We start from the raw sequence: 20,174 nt of genomic DNA on the forward strand, positions 1-20,174 counted from the left end.
TTAAAAATGTACGTTTTCCGGCGGACATATCGCTCCGCTGTTGTGTAACTCGAGTAGACGGACGCGTTTGACGTGAACTGGATCAACTCTATTGTGCGCCCCAAGATCAGCGGTCTTTGGAAGAAGCGCGAGGTTCCGGAAAATCTCTGGATCAAATGCCCTGAGACCGGTGAAATGGTTTTTCACCGCGATCTGGAAGCAAACCTTTGGGTCATCCCGAGCTCCGGCCACCATATGCGGATGCCGGCGCGCAAGCGGCTCGAATCCCTTTTTGACGAGGGCAACTACACCCGCCTCGACGCCCCGGATGTCACCATCGATCCTTTGAAGTTCCGCGATAGCAAACGCTACACGGACCGCCTGAAGGATGCCCGGGCAAAGACCGGCGAAGAAGAAGCGATCCATGTTGCCCAGGGCAAGGTCAACGGCATGGACATGACCGCCGCCGTTCAGGACTTCGACTTTGTCGGCGGGTCCTTGGGCATGGCCGTTGGTGAGGCGATCCTCTCCGGCATGATGAAGGCCGTGGAAACCAAAACGCCCTTTGTTATGTTCACCGCATCGGGCGGAGCGCGCATGCAGGAAGGCATTTTGTCCTTGATGCAAATGCCGCGTACTACCGTCGGCATCCAGATGCTTCGCGAAGCCGGTCTTCCGTATATCGTTGTCCTCACAAACCCAACGACAGGTGGCGTTTCCGCGTCTTATGCGATGCTCGGCGACGTACACATTGCAGAGCCCGGCGCGATGATCGGTTTTGCCGGCCGCCGCGTGATTGAGCAAACTGTTCGCGAAAAGCTGCCGGACGATTTCCAGACAGCGGAATACCTTCTCGATCATGGCATGGTCGACATGGTGGTCACGCGTCAGGAAATGAAGGACACCCTTGCGCGGGTCTGCGGGATCTTGATGAAACGCGAAGTCGAGTTGCCGGCAATAATCGCCGACGAGACCGCACCTGCGGAGGTTTCAGAGACCGAAGAGGCGACAACTTCCGACGCCCAAGAGCCGAAGAAACAGCCTGAAGTCGCAGAATAACCTACAGAGTTGACTGACTTATGTCGGAAATCGACCAAGGTCAGTCAGTTCCGGGCGGTCATGGACCCTCCTGACCTGCTATCTCCAACAGGCGGGTAAAGCAGCCGCCAATGGACACACATGGGACCCTGCGGAGGGCGCCTTGGATCAAATCACAAGAATTCTAGACCGCCTTCTGGCCCTGCATCCGAAAGAGATCGACCTGTCTCTCGGACGCATGCATCGTTTGCTCGCAGCGCTTGGATCGCCTGAGAAGCGCCTCCCGCCGGTCATTCACATCGCCGGGACAAATGGTAAGGGTTCGGTGACCGCGACCCTGCGTGCAATTCTGGAAGCATCCGGAAAACGATGCCACGTCTATACTTCGCCCCATCTCGTCTCCTTCAATGAGCGCATTCGGCTCGGGAGCGGTGGCAAGTTCGTCTCCGACCCGGAGCTCTTCGATGCGCTCCAGCGGTGTGAGGAGGCCAATGGCGGTGAGGAAATCACTTTTTTCGAGATTACGACAGCGGCCGCTTTTTTGTTGTTCGCCGAACATCCCGCAGACGTCGTTTTGCTCGAGGTCGGCCTCGGCGGCCGTCTGGACGCCACAAATGTGATTGATGATCCGCTTGTCTCAGTCATAACGCCCGTATCGATGGATCATGAAAAATTCCTGGGCGATGACTTAAGCGTCATTGCTGCCGAAAAAGCCGGCATAATCAAACCCGAGCGCCCGGTAGTTTCCGCTGAACAGGATCCTGCAGCTCACATAGTTATCGAGCGTCAGGCTGCACGGTGCAGAGCCGCCCTCAAGGTGTGTGGTCAGGATTTTATCGCTCACCCGGATCAGGGCCGTATGGCTTATCAAGACGACGATGGTCTTCTGGACCTCGTGCAGCCAGTTCTCGGGGGCGGCCATCAGTATGCCAATTCCGCTCTTGCTCTGGCAGCTCTCAAAGCAGCAAACCTTCTGCCCGATATCGCCTCCATCGATGCGGGATTGAAATCCGTGAACTGGCCGGGGCGTCTCCAACCGCTCACCCATGGTCCGTTGGTGGACATGTGCCCGGACGGGTCGGAAATCTGGCTCGACGGCGGTCATAACCCAGGCGCTGGGGTCACCGTCGCTCAATTCATGGGAGAGCAGGAAGAGCGCGGACCGCGGCCGCTCTATCTGGTCGCCGGCATGCTGACAACAAAAGACCCCGTCGGCTTTTTCCGGCCCTTTGACGGACTTGTCCGTCATGTCGGAACTGTGCCGATCGCGACCACCAATACGGCACGCACGCCGGAAGACCTTGCAGATCTCGCCCGGTGTGCCGGTCTTGAAGCGACTCCATTTCCATCACTGGACGCAGCCCTTGCCGATGTGGCAGCTTGTGCCGCAAAAGATGGCGAGCCGCCGCGCATATTGATTTGCGGTTCGCTTTACTTGGCAGGTGAGGCACTGGCCCGGAACAAAATGGCGCCAGACTGATCTCACTCCTGATACAGGTACTCTGGAGGTTTGTTGATGATGGTTTCCGGTTTGGCATTCAAGCGGTTGGCGGCGTGCGCACTTTTTACCGGGTTGCTCACCGGACCAGCTCTGAGCCTGTCTGACCAATATGAAACCGCGCCAGAAGTGGCACCAGCGCAACTGCTTGACGGGAAAGAGGTTGGTCCGGGATATGCCGTGCTGCCGCCGGTCAGAAGCACGGGCTTTCTGCACGACTATGAGCTGCAAGCCGATCAGGGCATCGAAAAGGTCCTCGGCGACGGACTTTTGAAAATGCGGTTGTCGGAAATCAAGGCATTTGTCGCGCTGGAAAGCCTGAAGAACGATGCAAGTTTCCTGGATGGCCTGAAACAGTCTGCGCAAAAACCCGTCGAGTTTGTTGAAAGCACCATTCAGGATCCAGTCGGGACGGCCAAGAGTACCGTTTCAGGTGTGGGCCGGGTTTTCAGCCGGCTGGGCAAAGGCGTGGAATCCGCCGTAACCGGTCAGGGCGGTTCGGCCGCTGATATTGCCAAGTCGATCACCGGACAGGCGCAGGCACGGCGCGAGCTGGCTGTTCAACTCGGTGTCGACCCTTACACGTTGGACAAGGCCCTGTCGGCAAAGCTCGATGAGACGGCAAGCGTTACATCTGCCGGAAGCTGGACAGTCACTGCCATAACGGCACTCATTCCCGGTGGCGTCATTGTCAATGCCACCCGGGCCGCGGAAGACTTCCGTAACGTGATTGTCGACAGCACCGAAAGCGAACTGCGCGAGCGGACCCTTGATACCTTCCGAAAGGCAGGTATTTCGGAACGCAATATCATGAACATCGATGCCAACCCTCACTATACGGCCTCGGAAAAGGCCATTATCGCCTACCAGATGGCAGCGATGCCAAGCGTTCAGGGGCTTGATCTGATTGCCGAAGACGCCGCAGGCGTGAAAGACAGGGGCTTTGCGTATTTCCAGTTGCGCCGGATCGTGCTTTTGGAAACCTACCACCGCAAGATTTCCGGCTTGGGCCAGATCAGGGACGTTACTGGCCTCTTGGTCGCGATGCGGCGCGACGGCATGGCCGCCATCGTCATGCCCTATGACACCGTTGCCTGGACAGAACCAGCTGCAAAAACGTTTTCAGGCCTCCAGGAAGGCTTGAACCGGTTGCCCTTCCCGCCAACGGGCGTCGATTTTCTGATCACGGGGACTGTGACCGAGATGGCAGCCGAACGGATGACCGCTTTTGGTTGGGAAATCACCGGAAATTATCCGATGCCGGAAGGCCCGGTTCACTAAACCGCACCCTGTTATCTATTACCTCGGCAGAGCCTCCCCGGCCTTGAGCCGGGGGCACCTATTGAGGCCCCGGCGCAAGGAGAGGACAGCAACACAGGCCGTGTTTCCTCAAGAGAGAATGACTGAGTTTACAAACGCGATCAGGCACTTTTCAGCGTTTGAATCAAACGCACTCCAGAACCGGGCCCGAAAGGCCGGTTTCCCACCCCAGGATCGCGCGTTTGCGGGTCAAGCCCCAGTGGTAGCCCCCGAGTTTGCCGCCTTTGGCCAAGACCCGGTGGCAGGGCACGACGAAGGAAATCGGATTGCGCCCCACAGCGGTCCCGACGGCCCGGGACGCTTTCGGTTTGCCAAGGCAGGCCGCGATATCGGAGTAGGTGGTGGCCTTCCCCATCGGGATTTTCAAAAGCGTCTGCCACACCCGGATCTCAAAATCAGTCCCGATCATGACGATGTTGAGCGGTTGGTCTTCCTGCCACTTTTGTGGGTCAAACACCCGGCCTGCATATTTGGCTGTTTCTTCCGGGTCGTGATGGAAGCTTGCCGCTGGCCAACGCTCGCACATATCGCTGAGCGCGATGTCCTCTTCCCCGGAATCCGCAAATCCGAGACCGGCCAGGCCCTTGTCAGTGACCATGATCAGCACCTGGCCGAACGGCGAAGGATGAAAACCGTAGACGATCTTCAATCCGGCTCCACGATTGCGGTAATCCCCCGGGGTCATTGCTTCATGAGTGACAAAGAGGTCATGCAGCCGGGACGAGCCTGACAGGCCGACCTCATAAGAAGCATCCAAAACGCTTGCCGTATCGCGCAGCAACGCCTTGGCGTGATCCAGCGTAATCGCCTGAAGAAACTGCTTTGGTGTGAGTCCTGCCCAGCGCGCAAACACTCGCTGCAACTGGATCGGCTGCAAACCGGCTTCCTTCGCCAACAATTCAAGGGTCGGCTGATCCCGCCAATCTTCGGTGATCCGTTTCAATGTTTGGCGGACCACTGCATAGTTTTCAGCAGCTTCCTCACCGACAGAGATTGGCTTGGGGTCGGACGCCAATTGTGAAAGGTCGAGTGCCTTGGTCATGTCAAAACCATCGTTTCCTGTAATCTGACCAGACTATATCTCCCACGAGTAGGGACTTCGACCCGATTTGCGAGCCATTCTCACCCAAGCGCATCCTTGAAGTGATCGGCAGAGACGGCAGGGCCCTTTCGAGTGCTCAAAAGGATATTGGTTTCCGTTCCAGCAATCCCTTCAATCAGCCGGATCCGATGAAGAGCATCATCAAAAGCTTCCAGGTCTCTGGTGGCGATTTCCAGAACAAGGTCCCACTTGCCGTTCGTTGAGTGGATGGCGCGCACTTCGGTCATTGCCGCGAGTGCCTTGCTGACTGGATCGGTATTCCGCCCGTCAACATGAACAAGCGTGACAGCCCGGATCGGCAAGTCCCGCCAATCATCTCTCAGAACGGCTGTAAACCCAAGAATTTCGCCGGTTTCGATAAGCTTTTCCATGCGGGAGCGAACGGTCGCCCGGGAAACTTTCAAATCGGTTGCCAAATCGGAAACCGACCGGCGGCCATCGTGGCGCAGAAGCGAGATCAAACGTGTATCAAGATTGTCCATGCTATCATTCTGATAATTTCAATTTATCAAAATGATAGATCTCAGCACTATTTTGATCAAGTCTCTGGATTTACTCCGCCGCGTCAAATCAGCACTCTTTGCCCGAACAATCGCCATGGGTGCAGAGGCAGAAGACCTTGAAGCAAAATATCGTTCTTGTTGGAGCTCCGGTCGAAGAAGGCACCGGGCGGCGTGGCTGCCTCATGGGCCCTGATGCCTACCGGACAGCGGGACTCGCCGCGACCCTGGAAGCCCTTGGTCATTACGTCCTCGATGACGGCAATCTGCAACCGGTAACGGTGGATGATATCCGCCCGCCCAACGCGATCGTGAAAAATTTCGGCGCTTATGCCGGCTGGACACGATCGCTCTTCAAAAAAGCCTCCGACCTCGGAACCGGTGACAGTTTTCCGATCTACCTCGGCGGTGACCATTCCCTGGCAGCTGGAACCGTGGCCGGGCAGGCAAAGGCCGCAGCTGAAAAAGGCAGGCCCCTGTTTGTGCTCTGGCTCGACGCCCACTCGGATTTTCACACGCTGGAAAGCACGGACAGCGGCAATCTGCATGGAACACCGCTTGCGTTCGCTTGTGGCTTGCCAGGATTTGATGCCGTGCTTGGCACTCCCTTGACCCACCCGGTTTCGGCAAACCGGGTGGAAATCATGGGCGTGCGGTCCATTGATGAGGCTGAGCGAGACTTTCTCGTCCGCCATGGCGCAGGTGTTTCCGATATGCGCCGGATTGACGAAGAGGGGATCGGCAAACTCCTACACCCGTTCCTCAATCGCGTTCGCGCCGAAAATGGCCTGCTGCACGTCAGCCTCGATGTGGATTTCCTCGACCCGGACATTGCGCCAGCCGTCGGCACCACCGTTCCGGGTGGGGCGACATTCCGTGAAGCGCACTTGGTCATGGAAATGCTTCACGACAGCGGGCTGGTGACATCGCTCGACCTCGTTGAACTCAACCCCTTTTTGGATGACCGCGGCAAGACCGCCCGCTTGATGGTCGACCTGACCGGCAGCTTGTTCGGCCGCCGCGTCTTCGACCGTCCCACACGTAGCTATTGAGGACCCCATGACTGAGACCCTTCACAACCCGAACCCGTCCGACCTGGCTTACGTGCCTTTTGTTAGTGTCGACAACATGATGCGCAACGTTCGGGCCATCGGTGCCGAGACTTTCATGCGCGGCGTCGCCGACTATATCGAGCAGGATTTCCGCCGTTGGGAGAGCTTCGACAAGAAGCCGCGGATCCCGGCACATGCACCGCAAGGCGTGATCGAGTTGATGCCCGCGAGCGATGACGAATATTTCGGCTTCAAATACGTCAACGGCCACCCAGGCAACACACGCACAGGCATGCAAACCGTAACCGGCTTTGGTGTGCTGTCGCACATGTCGACCGGCTATCCGGTGCTGTTTACGGAAATGACGATCCTGACCGCGCTGCGGACAGCTGCCAATTCTGCGCTCGCGGCGAAATATCTGGCGCCAAAGAACTCAAAAACCATGGCGATCATCGGAAATGGCGCACAGTCTGATTTCCAGTGTCTGGCTTTCAAGGACATGCTCGGCATCACCGATATCCGCGCCTATGACATTGAACCGGCGGCCAGCCTGCGGCTTGCGCGAAACCTCGCGCACTCCGGACTGAATGTGACGATCTGCAAAACGCCGGAAGACGCTATTGAAGGCGCTGAAATCATCACAACCGTAACCGCTGACAAACGGTATGCCACGATCCTGACCGACAACATGGTGGGGTCTGGCGTCCATATCAATGCGATTGGCGGCGACTGCCCGGGCAAGACAGAATTGCACAAGGACATCCTGCTCCGGTCCGATATTTTCGTGGAACTGCCCGAACAAACCCGCGAAGAGGGTGAACTTCAGCAACTTGACGCCGATCATCCCGTAACAGAGCTATGGAAAGTCTATGCCGGCAAGGCGGAAGGCAGAACCTCTGACACTCAGATCACACTGTTCGACAGCGTCGGCTTTGCCATCGAGGACTTTTCCGCCCTTCGGTATGTGAATGACCTGCTGCCAAGCACCGGCCACTTCGAAAAGCTGGATCTTCTCGCAGACCCCGACGACCCGCGCGATCTCTACGGCATGGTCCTGCGTTCAGACGCCAGCAACGGCGACGATCGGGCGGCCTGAAGCGGCTTCTTCAGATGATTGAGTAGCCACCGCTTCACAAGGACTTCTTGTTGTCAAAGGGCGGCCGCAATCTCGGCAACCACCGCATTCGCCGCCGCCTTCGGATCTTCGGCCTTTGAAATCGGGCGGCCAATGACGAGATAATCGCTGCCTGCTGTGATCGCATCAGCCGGTGTCATCACACGGCGCTGATCGCCCGCAGCGATGCCCGCCGGCCGAATCCCCGGTGTGACGATCACAAGCTCATCTCCCAGGATCTTGCGCATGTTTTCAGCCTCGGTCGGCGCGCAGACGATGCCGCCCATCCCGGCACGTTTAGCATCTCTGGCGCGCACCTCAACGACATCCGCAATCGGCCCGGTGTACCCGGCAGCGACAAGATCCGCCTCATCCATCGAGGTCAAAACCGTCACTCCAAGGATACACAGATCCGGATTGCCTTCTTCCATCAGACCCTTCAGCGCAGCACGCATGGTCTTCGGATAGGCATGCACCGTCATGAAGGTCATGCCCATCTTGGCAACGTTGCGCACCGCCTTTGTGATCGTATTGTCGATATCGTGGAGTTTCACGTCCAGAAAGATCTTGTGGCCACTTTCGGCAAGTTCACGGGCGAACTCGAGACCGCCGGCAAACTGCAGTTCCATGCCGATCTTGTAGACGCCAACCGCACCTTCCGTTTGTTTGACCAGCGCCTCCGCCTCAGCGACGGTCGGAACATCCAGCGGCAGCATCAAGCGCTCGAGCGCTGTTTTCGGGGAAAAGCGGCTTGTCGGCATGGGGAACTCCTCGAGGCAAATTTCCCCGTACCTAACACCAAGGATATCGCCGCACTACCGAATATCGTGGGCCCCTTGTGAGCTCTCCTCACAAACGATGTCACAAACGGGCAATACTGACCCGCTTTCGGGCAGCGCACAAATGAAGCAAACGGTCGTGTTTTCAGCTATTTTCTTAAGTGGTTCAGGCTGCTACAACTGCGCCGCCGGTCAGCTTTGTCGGCTCAAGAGGAGATAGCCTTTCATGCGCACAGCGAGCGTATCGCGCGACACCAAGGAAACCAAAATTTCGGTCGAGATCAATCTGGACGGAACGGGCGCCTATCACGTCCAGACCGGCGTCGGGTTCTTCGACCATATGCTGGAACAACTGGCGCGCCATTCGCTGATCGACATCAAGGTCCGCGCGGACGGCGACACGCATATTGATTTTCACCACACGGTCGAAGATACCGGCATTGCCCTCGGTCAGGCCCTGTCCAAGGCAATCGGAGATATGGCCGGAATTACGCGGTACGCGGACACGCACCTTGCCATGGACGAGGCACTCACACGCTGCGCGCTGGATGTGTCCGGCCGCCCTTTCCTTGTCTGGGACGTAACCTTTGACCGCGACAAGGTCGGCGACTTCGACACAGAGCTGTTTGAAGAATTCTTCCGCGCATTTGCTACGAATGGCGGTCTGACGCTTCACATTGCCAATCTTTATGGATCAAACTGTCACCATATCGCTGAAACCTGCTTCAAGGCCGTGGCCCGGGCGCTCCGCAAGGCCGTGGAGATCGACCCGCGTCAGGCAGACCGCGTCCCGACCACCAAAGGCCAGCTCGGCGGCTAAAGCTGACAACTTCGAAGAACGGATCGGCACATGACCAGCTATGTCGTGATGGCACCGCCCGAATTTGAATCACTGAATGGCGACCCGGAAATCACCGGCCGGATGCAATTCGTGCCGGACAAGTTTTCGCCGCTTGCCTTCCTGTTTTCCATTCCGTGGATCCTTTTTCATCGGATGTGGCTGGTGTTGCTCGGCTATCTGGCTGTCACCCTGGTGATCGAGATCGCCGCGCTGTCATTGGGCGGGGCCGCAATGGGCATCGCAGCCTTTGCGATTGCCATCCTCTTCGGGTTTGAGGCCCAGGCGCTACGCTGCTGGTCCTTGGAGCGCAAGGGATGGCAAATGGTCGGTGTTGCCGAAGGGAACGGCAAGGAAGAAGCTGAAATCCGTTTCTTCGCCAACCGCATGAACAAAGAACAGACCCCAACACCAAGAGACCAGCAGACCAAACAGCCCGCCACCAATCAGATCATCCCAAGGATCGGAAGCGAGCAAGTTGTTGGCCTGACCCTTGGTCCGGAGACCCGTCAATGACAATTGCGATCATCGATTACGGTTCGGGCAATTTGCGCTCGGCCGAAAAGGCATTCGAGCGCGCGGCCCGCGCTCATGCCCATGTTCCCGATGTGATCGTCACCGCCGATCCAGACAGGGTGCGCGCGGCAGACCGGATTGTGCTGCCCGGTGTCGGGGCCTTTGCCGACTGTAAACGCGGCCTTTGGGCGGTCGACGGCATGCCGGACGCCCTCGAAGAAGCCGTTCACAAACAGGGCAAGCCGTTTTTCGGGATCTGTGTCGGCATGCAGTTGATGGCAAGCCGCGGCCTGGAATTTGAGACCATCGACGGTTTTGACTGGATCTCGGGCGATGTCACCGAAATGAAACCAGCTGATCAGACCCTCAAAATCCCGCACATGGGCTGGAACACCATCGATGTAAGCTCCGATAGCCACCCAGTTTTCAAGGGGATCGAAACCGGACCGAACGGTCTGCATGCCTATTTCGTGCACTCTTATCATTTTTCCTGCGCCAACGACGCGGACCGGCTGGCAACTTTCGATTATGCCGGAACGTTCACGGCAATGGTCGCCAGAGACAACATGATCGGTACACAGTTCCACCCGGAAAAAAGCCAGCGGCTCGGCCTTGAGCTGATCGCCAATTTTCTGGACTGGACACCTTAAACAAAACGGGGAGAAAACAATGGCCAAGGGATATTGGGTTGCACGGGTCGACGTACGGGATCCGGATGGCTATCCGGCATACGTGGAAACGGCAAAGCCTGCGTTTGAACGCTTCGGCGCGAATTTCCTCGCCCGTGGAGGCAAAACCGACGCCATCGAAGGCCAAGGCCGCGCCCGGAACGTCATAATTGAATTTCCAAGCTTCCAACACGCGGTCGATTGCTATAACTCGCCGGAATATCAGGAAGCGGTCAAGATCCGCCAGAAAGTAGCCGATGGCGAGATCGTCATCGTGGAAGGAATGTAAGACAAGATGATCCTGTTTCCCGCCATCGACCTGAAAGACGGCCAGTGTGTGCGCCTCAAGCTTGGCGACATGGATCAGGCGACTGTGTTCAATGACGACCCGGCCGCTCAAGCCAAAGCCTTCGAGGACCAGGGGTTCAAGTGGCTCCATGTGGTCGATCTAAACGGCGCCTTTGCCGGTGAAAGCGTCAACGGTGCCGCGGTCGATGCCATTCTGGCGTCTACGAAAAACCCGGTTCAGCTGGGCGGCGGGATCCGGACCCTGGAGCACATCGAAGCCTGGCTGGAGAAGGGTATCTCGCGGGTCATTCTTGGCACGGTCGCCGTGCGCGACCCGGATCTGGTGAAGGAAGCTTGCAAAAAATTTCCTGGCAAGGTTGCCGTCGGAATTGATGCCAAGGGCGGCTATGTCGCCGTTGAAGGCTGGGCGGAAACATCTGAACTAACAGCTGTCAACTTGGCAAAGCAGTTCGAGGATGCCGGCGTTTCGGCTATCATCTACACGGATATCGACCGGGACGGCATCTTGAAGGGCCTTAATATCCCGTCGACCCTGGAGCTTGCAAAGGCCGTCTCCATTCCGGTGATTGCTTCGGGCGGCCTTGCGTCGATCGACGACATTCACCGTCTTCTGGAGCCGGATTGCGCCATTCTGGAAGGGGCAATCTCCGGCCGCGCACTCTATGATGGCCGTCTTGATCCCAAGGAGGCGATGGATCTGATCCGCGCCAGCCGGAGCTGAAAATCATGACCCTCAAATCCCGTGTCATTCCCTGCCTGGACGTGAAAGACGGCCGTGTCGTCAAGGGCGTCAATTTCGTGGATCTGGTAGATGCTGGAGATCCGGTGGAAGCGGCCAAGGCCTATGACGCGGCCGGGGCGGACGAGCTTTGCTTTCTGGATATTACGGCAAGCCATGAAGGCCGGGACACGATTTATGACGTTGTCCGGCGAACCGCAGAGGCGTGCTTCATGCCGGTGACTGTCGGCGGCGGTGTGCGCACCGTGGAAGACATCCGCAAGCTTCTGATCGCCGGAGCGGACAAGGTTTCGATCAACACGGCTGCGGTCAAAAATCCGGAATTCGTGAAGGAAGCCGCCGAGAAATTTGGCGCTCAGTGCATTGTCGTCTCCATCGACGCAAAGCAGATCAATGAACCGGGTGAGCCAGACAAATTCGAGATCTTCACCCATGGCGGCCGCACCCCGACTGGGATTGATGCCATCGAGTTTGCCAAGAAAGTGGTTGCCCTCGGCGCAGGCGAGCTGCTGGTGACCTCGATGGACCGCGACGGTACCAAGTCCGGCTACAATCTGGCGCTGACCCGAGCGATTGCCGACGCTGTCCCTGTGCCGGTGATTGCCTCCGGTGGTGTCGGCACTCTGGATCACATGGTGGAAGGCATCCGGGACGGTCACGCGACCGCAGTACTTGCTGCATCCATTTTCCATTTCGGCGAATACACCATTCATGAAGCCAAACAGCACATGGCAGATGCCGGTGTCGCAATGCGGATGGACGGCTGATTGCCGCATTTGAGCTGCCGCAAGGACATAGACCAATGACGAAGTTCACACTGGAAGACCTCGACGCCATTATTGCGGCGCGCGCGCAGAGCTCGGATGAGATGTCCTATACGCGCACGCTGATCGACAAGGGCGTTGCCAAATGCGCTCAAAAACTGGGGGAAGAAGCAGTGGAGGCGGCGATTGCGGCCGTCCAGGAAGACCGGAAGGAACTGACGTCGGAAGCTGCAGATCTTCTCTATCATCTGCTGGTGGTTCTGAATGTCTTAAATGTTCCGCTGGATGATGTCATGGCAGAGCTTGCCGGGCGCACGGGACAAACCGGTCTTGAAGAAAAAGCATCCCGCCAACAGGAATAGATCCTGATAGGCTGATGCCAACCGGCCACTGCAGCGGGGACGAAGGCACCATGGATCAGAAAGTCGCGACAGCGCTCGACATGGATTTGTCACCTTATAGGGTGTTCACCGAACGCCAGTGGTCTCGGCTGCGGGCTGACACGCCAATGACCCTGACTGCAAAGGAAGTCGCCCAGCTGCAGGGTCTGAATGCGCCAATCTCTATGGAGCAGGTGGAAGCGATCTATCTGCCACTCTCGCGCCTCTTGGCCTTTTACGCCGAATCGACCGTTGGTCTTCACCAGGCAACCCAGGACTTTCTCGGCACGCGGGATGGCAAAACCCCGTTCATTATCGGCGTTGCAGGCTCCGTTTCGGTCGGCAAGTCGACCACAAGCCGTGTCTTGCGGGAACTTCTGGCGCGCTGGCCTGCTAGCCCCAAAGTGGATCTAATTACAACGGACGGATTTCTTTTCCCGAACGCCATCCTGGAATCCGAAGGCCTGATGTCCAAAAAAGGGTTCCCGGAGAGCTTCGACCGGCCGCGCCTTTTAAAGTTCCTGTCAGATATCAAGGCTGGCAAACGCCATGTTCGCGCACCGGTTTATTCGCACTTCTATTATGATGTGATGCCGGGTCACGCGGTGACCGTCGACAAACCGGACATTTTGATTGTTGAGGGATTGAACGTCCTGCAAACACGTGAATTGCCACGGGACGGGCGGGCAGTTCCTTTCGTCTCGGATTTCTTTGATTTCTCCGTATATATGGACGCAGATGAAGAACTGCTGCGGCAATGGTACGTGGACCGGTTCATGCACCTTCGGGAAACCGCCTTCCGCGATCCGGGGTCGTATTTTCACAAGTTTTCACGCATCACGGACAAAGAGGCCGTGGAGACCGCAAACACGATCTGGTCGAACATCAACCTGGTAAACCTTCGGGAAAACATCCTGCCGACCCGGCCACGCGCCGATTTGATCCTGACCAAGAACTCCAGCCACCGGATCTCAAAAGTCGCGCTGCGCAAGATCTGATGAGCGCTTTGCGCAGATAGCAGATGCTCAAAAGAAAACCCGCGGAGTAGAATACTCCGCGGGTTTTTGATTTGCAGTTCGCTTGGACTTAAGCGGCGGAGCGCTGGCGGACTTCGCTCAAGAAGTTTGCAACCTGATCCCGCAACATGGTGGCGTTTTGTTCCAGCTGCTGCGCAGAAGACTCCACGTTGCCGGCAGTGTCACGGGTGTTCTCCGCAGCTGAGGCGACCGATTCAATGCTGGTCGTCACTTCCACAGTGCTGCGGGAGGCTTCCGTCGCATTGGTGGCGATTTCCTGGGTCGCAGCGCCCTGTTCTTCGACAGACGATGCGATGGATGAAGCGATCTCGTTCATGTTGTTGATGATCTCAGTAACCGAAGAGATCGCGGTTGCCGCATGACCGGTCTCATCCTGGATCGCGGTGATCTGGCTTGAGATTTCTTCGGTCGCCTTGGAAGTTTGAGTTGCAAGCTCCTTCACCTCGGCTGCAACAACTGCGAAGCCTTTGCCCGCTTCACCAGCGCGCGCTGCCTCGATCGTTGCATTCAACGCAAGCAAGTTGGTCTGTTCGGCAATGGCCTGGATGAGGGTGACGACTTCACCGATGCGGCCGGCTGCTTCCGACAAACCGTTCATGCGTTGGTTGGTGGCCGCAGCCTCATTGGCTGCCTTAGCGGCAATCTCACTGGAAGACTGCACCTGACGGCGAATCTCGTTGACCGATGCGGACAGTTCTTCAGCCGCTGCGGCCACGGTTTCCACGTTGTGTGCAGCTTGAGAAGATGCATTCGACACAAACCCGCTCTGTTCAGTGGTCTGAGCGGCAACGCCGGTCATGTCCGCAGAAGCCGACTGCAGTCTTTGAACAGAAGAATCGATGATGTTCATCATGTCGGTGATCTGACGATCAAATTCCGCGCTCAGTTGCTGGATTTCAGCACCCTTACGAGCGGCTTCTTCCTGGATGACATCCTGCTGGGTTTCCAGGTCACGGCGGGCTCCTTCGTTTTTAACGAAGACTTCCATTGCCGAGGCCATCTGTCCGATTTCGTCACCGCGGTCCGCGCCTTCAATGACAACGTCGACTTCACCATCTGCGAGACGGTTCATGTTCCCGGTGAGTTTAGTGAGCGGAACGACTGTTGCGCGAACGGCAAAGACTGCAATGCCCATTGCGATGAGTGCACCGATCACAGCCAATGCGATGATCACTGTTGCAGCGCTCCAATAAGCTGCGTCCAGATCATCCATGTAAACACCGGTGCCGAGCATCCAGCCCCATGGCTCAAATCCAGCACCCCAGCCATACTTGGCAATCGCGACTTCGCTGTTTGCACGCGGCCAGTAGTAGAGCAGAGACCCTCCGCCGGCTTTCGCGGACTTGATCAATTCCGCAACAATCTTCACACCTGTCTTGTCGGCAAAACCCATCATGTTTGTGCCGATCAGGGATGCTTTCGGATGAACAAGGTTGTTGCCTGCGTAGTCATAAACGAAGACGTAGTTCTCGCCTTCAAACCGCATGGCGCCAATAGCGGCCTTCGCGGCGGCCTGAGCATCTTCCTTGCTCATGGCGCCAGACGCTTCCTGCTCTTGGTAGTAGGCAGCGATCGTTGCTGCGCTGTTGGAAATGTCTTCAATCTTCGCGAGCTTCTGATCGAACATAGCCGAATAAAGGCTGTTCAAGCTGATGACACAGATCGCAATTGTGAAAAGAAGAATGGTGGCGATCGGTAGACTGATCTTCCAGGTGATTGGCCAGCGGGCGAATGACATTTCAGGTGATTCCCTCATTTAACTCCTGAGTGAAAGAAACACCGAACTGCTGACCAAAGGCTTAAAAGTTATGCATTTTCGCAAATAAAAAGGGCATTCATCGGTAGATCGACCTACCTGACATGCAGTTACTGCTCAATGACTACCTTTGATTGCTTATTTTTCTATCACAGCTTAACAGTAATCACCTTCTGGCACAAAAGACATCCCGCAAACCTGGCCGTGACCAGCTGGCGTTTTGGAGCTGACCTTTCAGCACATGCCCCTGGGCCTCGAAATAAAATGTATTCGCTCCTCCCTGACGCTGAAGGGTGACGGCACCATATCCCATTTCGGCAACCGTTGCCGTCTGACCATCCGGCGAGAAGACGACATTGAGATCAATGCCCGCCGTGCATAGATAGTCTGCCACATTGCCGCGCGCCGCCTGCTGCGGATAGGCCTGCGGAGAATTTAAACCTCCGACGCTTCCTGGGGGGACCGGACCTGCCGGCAATTGCCCTGGCTGGCCATCAAACGTGTTTCCAAAGCCGCCAGGCGCAGAGCCCGGCGCCCCTTGAACAACCACTTCGCGATAGGGTGTGCGGCTCACATAAATGCCCCGGCATTGGCCGTTGGCACCGCGCACGGTCCATGCGTGGGAGACGTAGGTTTGCTGCTCCAGGATCTGACCCGGCTCGAGCCGGGCATAGGGACGCTCACCGCCACGATAGTCGACCCAGTTCACCTCAATCACTTCAGCGCTTGAGTTGCGGAAGATGATTTCACCCGGCCTTTCAGCTTCTAAAGAGCGGACACGGCCCAGTTCAGAACATGCGAGGTCCGAGCTCGGATCCTGACCCGGTGCAAGCCCGTTGTCGGACACGATCTGCTGCGGAACCGCACATGTTGCAACAAACAGGCGGACTGGGTTCGCGCTTCCTCTCAAGGACACTGTGTAAGGCGGCAACCCTTCGACAGTGATCGACAGTTCCGATTGCTGGATCAACGCCTGCCACAAGGGATCAGTCATCTCCAGTGTCACTTGCGGGAGCGATACACCGGCTTCATTGACATTGGAGGACCCGAACGCGCTGTAGCTTGCGGAAAAATCACCTGCAACCAGCGAGACCGTCTGCGGCATGCCTTCGATCAATCCGGCCGGAGCCTGCTGGAACGTCACCGCAGCAAAGCCGGACTGCGTGCTGCATTGCGCCCGGAAGTCCCGGTCATCGGTTTGCGGCACTGAGTGCTGAAGAACAGACAGTGCCCCGGGTTGGCTGCCCGGCTCGGCGATCCACTCTCGTACTTCGGATGGGGTCAGAAGGACGGCCTGGGTATTGGCTTGTCCTGAATTACCGGTCTGATTGAGCCGGTCTTGCACCAGATTTTCCAAACCGCCCGGTAAAGCGGCTGTGTCAGTCTGGCCGTCCGGCACGGAAATTGGCGTTTCAACCTGTTCTAGTGGCTCCAGCCCCCCGGCCACAGGCTCCAGGGATCCGGAAGGCCCCGTGTCCACCGCAGAAAGATCAACCGGATCCGGGGATCCAGAGTTCTGGTTCGACTGAGGCGTTTCAGACGTGGCCGTAATTTGCTGCTCAGGAGCACTGGTGCTCGGCCCGGCTGCCACACCGGATCCCGCTCCGACAACCCGTGCAACGGCACCCGGCTTTTCGTTGCTGGTCACATCGACAAGCAAAGTGTTTCCGCTGCAGATGTTGGCATCCCTGTGCAGAACCCGGCTGTTTTCCAGTGTGATTTCAAGCTTGATATCGCAAGGAGGCAGCGTGTTGCTGCTGCCGATCGTGTCAATCACAACGCCCTTGTCATCCCGATTGATTATTGGCCGGTAGCGTTTGTTGAGGGTAACGGACCGGATGCCTGGCTCCGCCGGCTCCACATTGATGCGCAGGGTTTCCGGCGCAGATTGCGCGTTTGCACCATTGATCGCGCCGAGCGCGCCAAGACCAAGCAAGGTCACAAGACCTGTGCGGAACAAAATTGACATGTCAGTCCTGGCAGCCGGGCGCCGCATTGGCGATCTCCATGAGAGCGCGATGGGATAATCAGTAGCGATTACTTAGGCAAAGTGGCACCGAAAGGGCAAGCCTCCAGTGTTTCTTGCAAGCTTATCAAATAGCAGGATCTTACCGGGGAGCGCGCTTTGCAAGAATGCGCTGCAACGTGCGCCGGTGCATGTTGAGCCGCCGTGCGGTTTCAGACACGTTGCGGTCACACAGTTCATAGACGCGCTGGATATGCTCCCAACGCACTCGGTCTGCCGACATCGGATTTTCCGGTGGTTCAGCCTTGTCTTCCGGTTTCCGTGCCAGAGCAGCGATGATGTCATCGGGGTCCGCAGGCTTTGCCAGATAGTCGATTGCGCCCATTTTCACCGCGGTCACCGCAGTCGCGATGTTACCATATCCGGTTAGAATAATGGCGCGGGCATCAGGACGCCGGGCACGGATTTGCTGGATGACATCCAAACCGTTTCCGTCTTCCAGGCGCATGTCGACAATTGCAAACGCAGGAGCATTGTGGCTGATTTTGAAGACGGCATCCTGCAATCCGTCAGCCGTCTCCGTGCTGAAGCCACGTTTTTCCATGGCCCGGGCCAGTCTTTGCTGGAAAGGCTTGTCGTCATCAACGATGAGGAGGCTCTTGTCCTCAAGGCTTTCAATCGAAACAATCGGATCTGTCATACCGCACAACCATTTATTTCTATACGCGGTTACCGCCCGTCTGGATGAAACTTGGGCAATTATTGCCAAGGCGGAACTGCATTTTCTCTGGTTATGGGGCTAATCGGTCGTTTCGTCCACTCCTTGATGCCGTTCAAAGACCTCTCGCGGCCAACTGACGCGGATCATGGCGCCTCTGGACCCTGGTCCAAGATTGCCAAGCTGAACCCGGGCACCCGTCCGCTCCAGAAGTGTTTTGGCAATAAATATCCCAAGCCCCAAGCCGCCGGCCGTGCCCTTGCCCCGTGATTTTCCGCCACGAATTGATACATAAGGGTCGCCGATTTTGCTGAGAATCTCCTGTGCAAAGCCCGGTCCATCGTCTTCAATGGTCAAGCTCAGTGTCTTGTCGTCCCATGCGGCCGAAACGGTAACACTGGACTTGGCAAAATCGATCGCATTTTCAACGAGGTTCCCAAGACCATAACGGATCGCAGCGTTCCGAGTACCGATGGGTTCCGTGCCTTCTCCCTCCAGAACCGGGTGGATCGGCACTCCGGTTCCACGATACGGATCGATCACATCTTCAATCAGCTGCGACACCGGCATGCTCTGATAAGTCTTGTCCTCTTCACTTGAAAGGCTCGTCAATTGTTTGAGGATCGTGCGGCAGCGTTCTGCCTGCGATCGGATCAAGGCCACATCTTCGCCGCGGGGGTCTTCGGCATCAAATTCGTCGGAGAGTTCCTTGGCGACGAGATAAATCGTTGCCAAAGGCGTGCCGAGTTCGTGCGCCGCTGCCGTTGCCAGCCCGTCCAGAGCATTCAAATGCTGCTCGCGGGCCAAAACGAGTTCTGTCGCCGCCAAGGCATCGGCCATCTGACGGGCTTCCTCGGCAACGCGAAAGGCATAGATCGCCATGAACACAAGCGTCAAAACCAGCGCGACCCAGATGCCGACGGAATAGACCACGGGCAGACGGAACTCATTTCCTAGCGGCCAAGGCAGCGGGAAATGGTAGACCGCAAGAATGCTCGCGCACAGCGTTGCCAACGCGCCCAAAAGGACCGTGTGACGCGCCGACAAACCAGCCGCAGACACCATGACCGGCGCCATCAGCAAAAACGCAAAGGGATTGCCCAGCCCTCCGGTGAGGAAAAGCAGTCCGCTCATCTGCAGAATGTCGTAACCGAGCTGGATCACACCGCCGCGCTCTGATAGGCGCGTCACCGCAGGAGCTCTGATTTTCAAGAAGATATTGAGCCAAGCCGACATTGCGACGAGCGCAAAGGCAGGCACTGCCGGCAATGGATACCCAAGTCCCACATGGACTGCGAGCAAAGCGATGGTTTGACCGCCGATCGCCAGCCAGCGAAGGCGAACCAGCGTATCGAGTTTCAGATGCCTGTGTTGCAGGAGGACGGTGGAAGTCGGATCATCAGCCATCTGTCCCTTTTGATACGGTTTTCCGGGCCTGACAAGCCGCCATTCCCCACCCGGCCCTTGTGTCTGGCCCCTCTAAATGGTAGCCAGCCGGGGAATGGTGGTTGTAGGCAGACGCGGACCTGCAGCCAGTGGGGGCTGCAACGCCCTTTACCTTGAAACAGCACCGCGCAACGGAATTATACAACGATGACCGACACCAATGACGGCGGCGCAGCCCCGCAGGCGGAAGGCGCCGATGCTGCACCGGGCATGAACATCCTTGGCCAGTACATCAAGGATCTTTCTTTCGAAAACCCGAATGCACCGCGCTCCCTGATCCAGGGTGAACAGCCGAAGCTCGACATCAATGTCAATGTTGGCGCCCAACAGGTCGGCGACGACCAGTTCGAGGTGATCCTTACCCTGAATGCCAAGGCAGAACGCCCGGACATGGTGATGTTCAACGTTGAACTGGTCTATGCAGGACTGTTCAAGATCTCTGGCGTTCCTTCAGATCACATGCACCCGTTCGTAATGATCGAATGCCCGCGCATGCTGTTCCCGTTCGCTCGCAACATTCTGTCTGAAGCAACCCGCAACGGTGGTTTCCCGCCGCTGATGCTCGACCCGATCGATTTTGCGCAGCTTTACCGCCAGAACATGGCCAACCAGGCCGCAGATCAGCAGGCCGGCGAGCAAAAACCGAACTGAGCTT

General features: G+C 57.2%; 21 protein-coding genes. 14 read left to right on the forward strand and 7 right to left on the reverse strand.

Going from position 1 to position 20,174, the window contains the following annotated elements:
• The first annotated feature begins 72 nt into the window (after positions 1 to 72).
• The 3 genes from accD (at position 73) to SADFL11_RS17425 (ending at position 3,796) form a co-directional block, all read left to right on the forward strand.
• Entirely contained in the window at positions 73 to 1,038 is a 966-nt protein-coding gene (accD, locus tag SADFL11_RS17415; RefSeq protein WP_008192715.1) for an acetyl-CoA carboxylase, carboxyltransferase subunit beta, read from the forward strand.
• Positions 1,039 to 1,180: 142 nt separating this feature from the next.
• Positions 1,181 to 2,497: a bifunctional folylpolyglutamate synthase/dihydrofolate synthase gene (locus tag SADFL11_RS17420; RefSeq protein WP_008197236.1), complete on the forward strand. Its 1,317-nt coding sequence runs from the start codon at positions 1,181 to 1,183 to the stop codon at positions 2,495 to 2,497.
• A gap of 36 nt (positions 2,498 to 2,533) precedes the next feature.
• Positions 2,534 to 3,796 (forward strand): hypothetical protein, encoded by a 1,263-nt coding sequence (locus SADFL11_RS17425; RefSeq protein ID WP_134853070.1) that lies wholly within the window; start codon positions 2,534 to 2,536, stop codon positions 3,794 to 3,796.
• A gap of 163 nt (positions 3,797 to 3,959) precedes the next feature.
• Here the strand turns inward: SADFL11_RS17425 and SADFL11_RS17430 are convergent, their stop codons facing one another.
• Positions 3,960 to 4,877 carry a methylated-DNA--[protein]-cysteine S-methyltransferase gene (locus tag SADFL11_RS17430; RefSeq protein ID WP_008193247.1) on the reverse strand — a complete coding sequence of 306 codons (918 nt, stop codon included), beginning with the start codon at positions 4,875 to 4,877 and terminating at the stop codon, positions 3,960 to 3,962.
• Between the two features lie 80 nt (positions 4,878 to 4,957).
• Entirely contained in the window at positions 4,958 to 5,419 is a 462-nt protein-coding gene (locus SADFL11_RS17435; protein ID WP_008190875.1) for an Lrp/AsnC family transcriptional regulator, read from the reverse strand.
• 137 nt (positions 5,420 to 5,556) lie between these two features.
• On the opposite strand from SADFL11_RS17435, the gene rocF reads away from it, so the two are divergent.
• Both rocF and SADFL11_RS17445 read left to right on the forward strand, forming a co-directional pair.
• Positions 5,557 to 6,489 (forward strand): arginase, encoded by a 933-nt coding sequence (gene rocF / locus SADFL11_RS17440; protein ID WP_040452671.1) that lies wholly within the window; start codon positions 5,557 to 5,559, stop codon positions 6,487 to 6,489.
• A gap of 7 nt (positions 6,490 to 6,496) precedes the next feature.
• On the forward strand, positions 6,497 to 7,585 hold the full coding sequence (locus SADFL11_RS17445; RefSeq protein ID WP_008194951.1) for an ornithine cyclodeaminase: 1,089 nt from the start codon (positions 6,497 to 6,499) through the stop codon (positions 7,583 to 7,585).
• 53 nt (positions 7,586 to 7,638) lie between these two features.
• On the opposite strand, the gene pyrF is transcribed toward SADFL11_RS17445, so the two are convergent.
• The gene (pyrF, locus tag SADFL11_RS17450; protein ID WP_008196076.1) at positions 7,639 to 8,364 is read right to left on the reverse strand and encodes an orotidine-5'-phosphate decarboxylase; all 726 of its coding nucleotides are present in this window, start codon (positions 8,362 to 8,364) and stop codon (positions 7,639 to 7,641) included.
• A 244-nt stretch (positions 8,365 to 8,608) separates the two neighbouring features.
• On the opposite strand from pyrF, the gene hisB reads away from it, so the two are divergent.
• Genes hisB through coaA form a run of 8 tightly spaced genes read left to right on the forward strand, consistent with a single transcriptional unit; the run spans position 8,609 to position 13,594 of the window.
• Positions 8,609 to 9,202: an imidazoleglycerol-phosphate dehydratase HisB gene (hisB, locus tag SADFL11_RS17455; protein WP_008194288.1), complete on the forward strand. Its 594-nt coding sequence runs from the start codon at positions 8,609 to 8,611 to the stop codon at positions 9,200 to 9,202.
• Positions 9,203 to 9,232: 30 nt separating this feature from the next.
• Positions 9,233 to 9,736, forward strand: coding sequence for a DUF2628 domain-containing protein (locus SADFL11_RS17460; RefSeq protein ID WP_040451203.1), 504 nt, complete (start codon positions 9,233 to 9,235; stop codon positions 9,734 to 9,736).
• Entirely contained in the window at positions 9,733 to 10,386 is a 654-nt protein-coding gene (hisH, locus tag SADFL11_RS17465) for an imidazole glycerol phosphate synthase subunit HisH (protein ID WP_008195236.1), read from the forward strand. Before SADFL11_RS17460 ends, hisH begins: the two co-directional genes overlap by 4 nt.
• 19 nt (positions 10,387 to 10,405) lie before the next feature.
• Complete coding sequence (locus tag SADFL11_RS17470; RefSeq protein WP_008193989.1) at positions 10,406 to 10,693, forward strand: DUF1330 domain-containing protein; 288 nt, start codon at positions 10,406 to 10,408, stop codon at positions 10,691 to 10,693.
• A gap of 6 nt (positions 10,694 to 10,699) precedes the next feature.
• Positions 10,700 to 11,434 carry a 1-(5-phosphoribosyl)-5-[(5-phosphoribosylamino)methylideneamino]imidazole-4-carboxamide isomerase gene (gene hisA / locus SADFL11_RS17475; RefSeq protein WP_008193095.1) on the forward strand — a complete coding sequence of 245 codons (735 nt, stop codon included), beginning with the start codon at positions 10,700 to 10,702 and terminating at the stop codon, positions 11,432 to 11,434.
• Between the two features lie 5 nt (positions 11,435 to 11,439).
• Complete coding sequence (gene hisF, locus SADFL11_RS17480; RefSeq protein ID WP_008193392.1) at positions 11,440 to 12,219, forward strand: imidazole glycerol phosphate synthase subunit HisF; 780 nt, start codon at positions 11,440 to 11,442, stop codon at positions 12,217 to 12,219.
• A 35-nt stretch (positions 12,220 to 12,254) separates the two neighbouring features.
• Positions 12,255 to 12,578, forward strand: a complete 324-nt coding sequence (locus SADFL11_RS17485) for a phosphoribosyl-ATP diphosphatase (protein WP_008193713.1) — start codon at positions 12,255 to 12,257, stop codon at positions 12,576 to 12,578.
• A 50-nt stretch (positions 12,579 to 12,628) separates the two neighbouring features.
• Positions 12,629 to 13,594: a type I pantothenate kinase gene (gene coaA / locus SADFL11_RS17490; RefSeq protein WP_040452670.1), complete on the forward strand. Its 966-nt coding sequence runs from the start codon at positions 12,629 to 12,631 to the stop codon at positions 13,592 to 13,594.
• 88 nt (positions 13,595 to 13,682) lie between these two features.
• On the opposite strand, the gene SADFL11_RS17495 is transcribed toward coaA, so the two are convergent.
• From SADFL11_RS17495 to SADFL11_RS17510, 4 genes are all read right to left on the reverse strand, one after another.
• Positions 13,683 to 15,371 (reverse strand): methyl-accepting chemotaxis protein, encoded by a 1,689-nt coding sequence (locus tag SADFL11_RS17495; protein WP_040451202.1) that lies wholly within the window; start codon positions 15,369 to 15,371, stop codon positions 13,683 to 13,685.
• A 184-nt stretch (positions 15,372 to 15,555) separates the two neighbouring features.
• Positions 15,556 to 17,358, reverse strand: coding sequence for a VHL beta domain-containing protein (locus SADFL11_RS17500; protein ID WP_008194625.1), 1,803 nt, complete (start codon positions 17,356 to 17,358; stop codon positions 15,556 to 15,558).
• Positions 17,359 to 17,497: 139 nt separating this feature from the next.
• Entirely contained in the window at positions 17,498 to 18,055 is a 558-nt protein-coding gene (locus tag SADFL11_RS17505) for an ActR/PrrA/RegA family redox response regulator transcription factor (RefSeq protein WP_008189998.1), read from the reverse strand.
• 99 nt (positions 18,056 to 18,154) lie between these two features.
• Positions 18,155 to 19,480, reverse strand: coding sequence for an ActS/PrrB/RegB family redox-sensitive histidine kinase (locus SADFL11_RS17510; protein ID WP_008191802.1), 1,326 nt, complete (start codon positions 19,478 to 19,480; stop codon positions 18,155 to 18,157).
• A 186-nt stretch (positions 19,481 to 19,666) separates the two neighbouring features.
• Between SADFL11_RS17510 and secB the strand changes: the two genes are divergently transcribed.
• Complete coding sequence (secB, locus tag SADFL11_RS17515) at positions 19,667 to 20,170, forward strand: protein-export chaperone SecB (RefSeq protein ID WP_008190507.1); 504 nt, start codon at positions 19,667 to 19,669, stop codon at positions 20,168 to 20,170.
• Positions 20,171 to 20,174 lie beyond the last annotated feature (4 nt).

It is taken from the genome of Roseibium alexandrii DFL-11 (assembly GCF_000158095.2).
GTDB classification, from domain to species: Bacteria; Pseudomonadota; Alphaproteobacteria; order Rhizobiales; family Stappiaceae; genus Roseibium; species Roseibium alexandrii.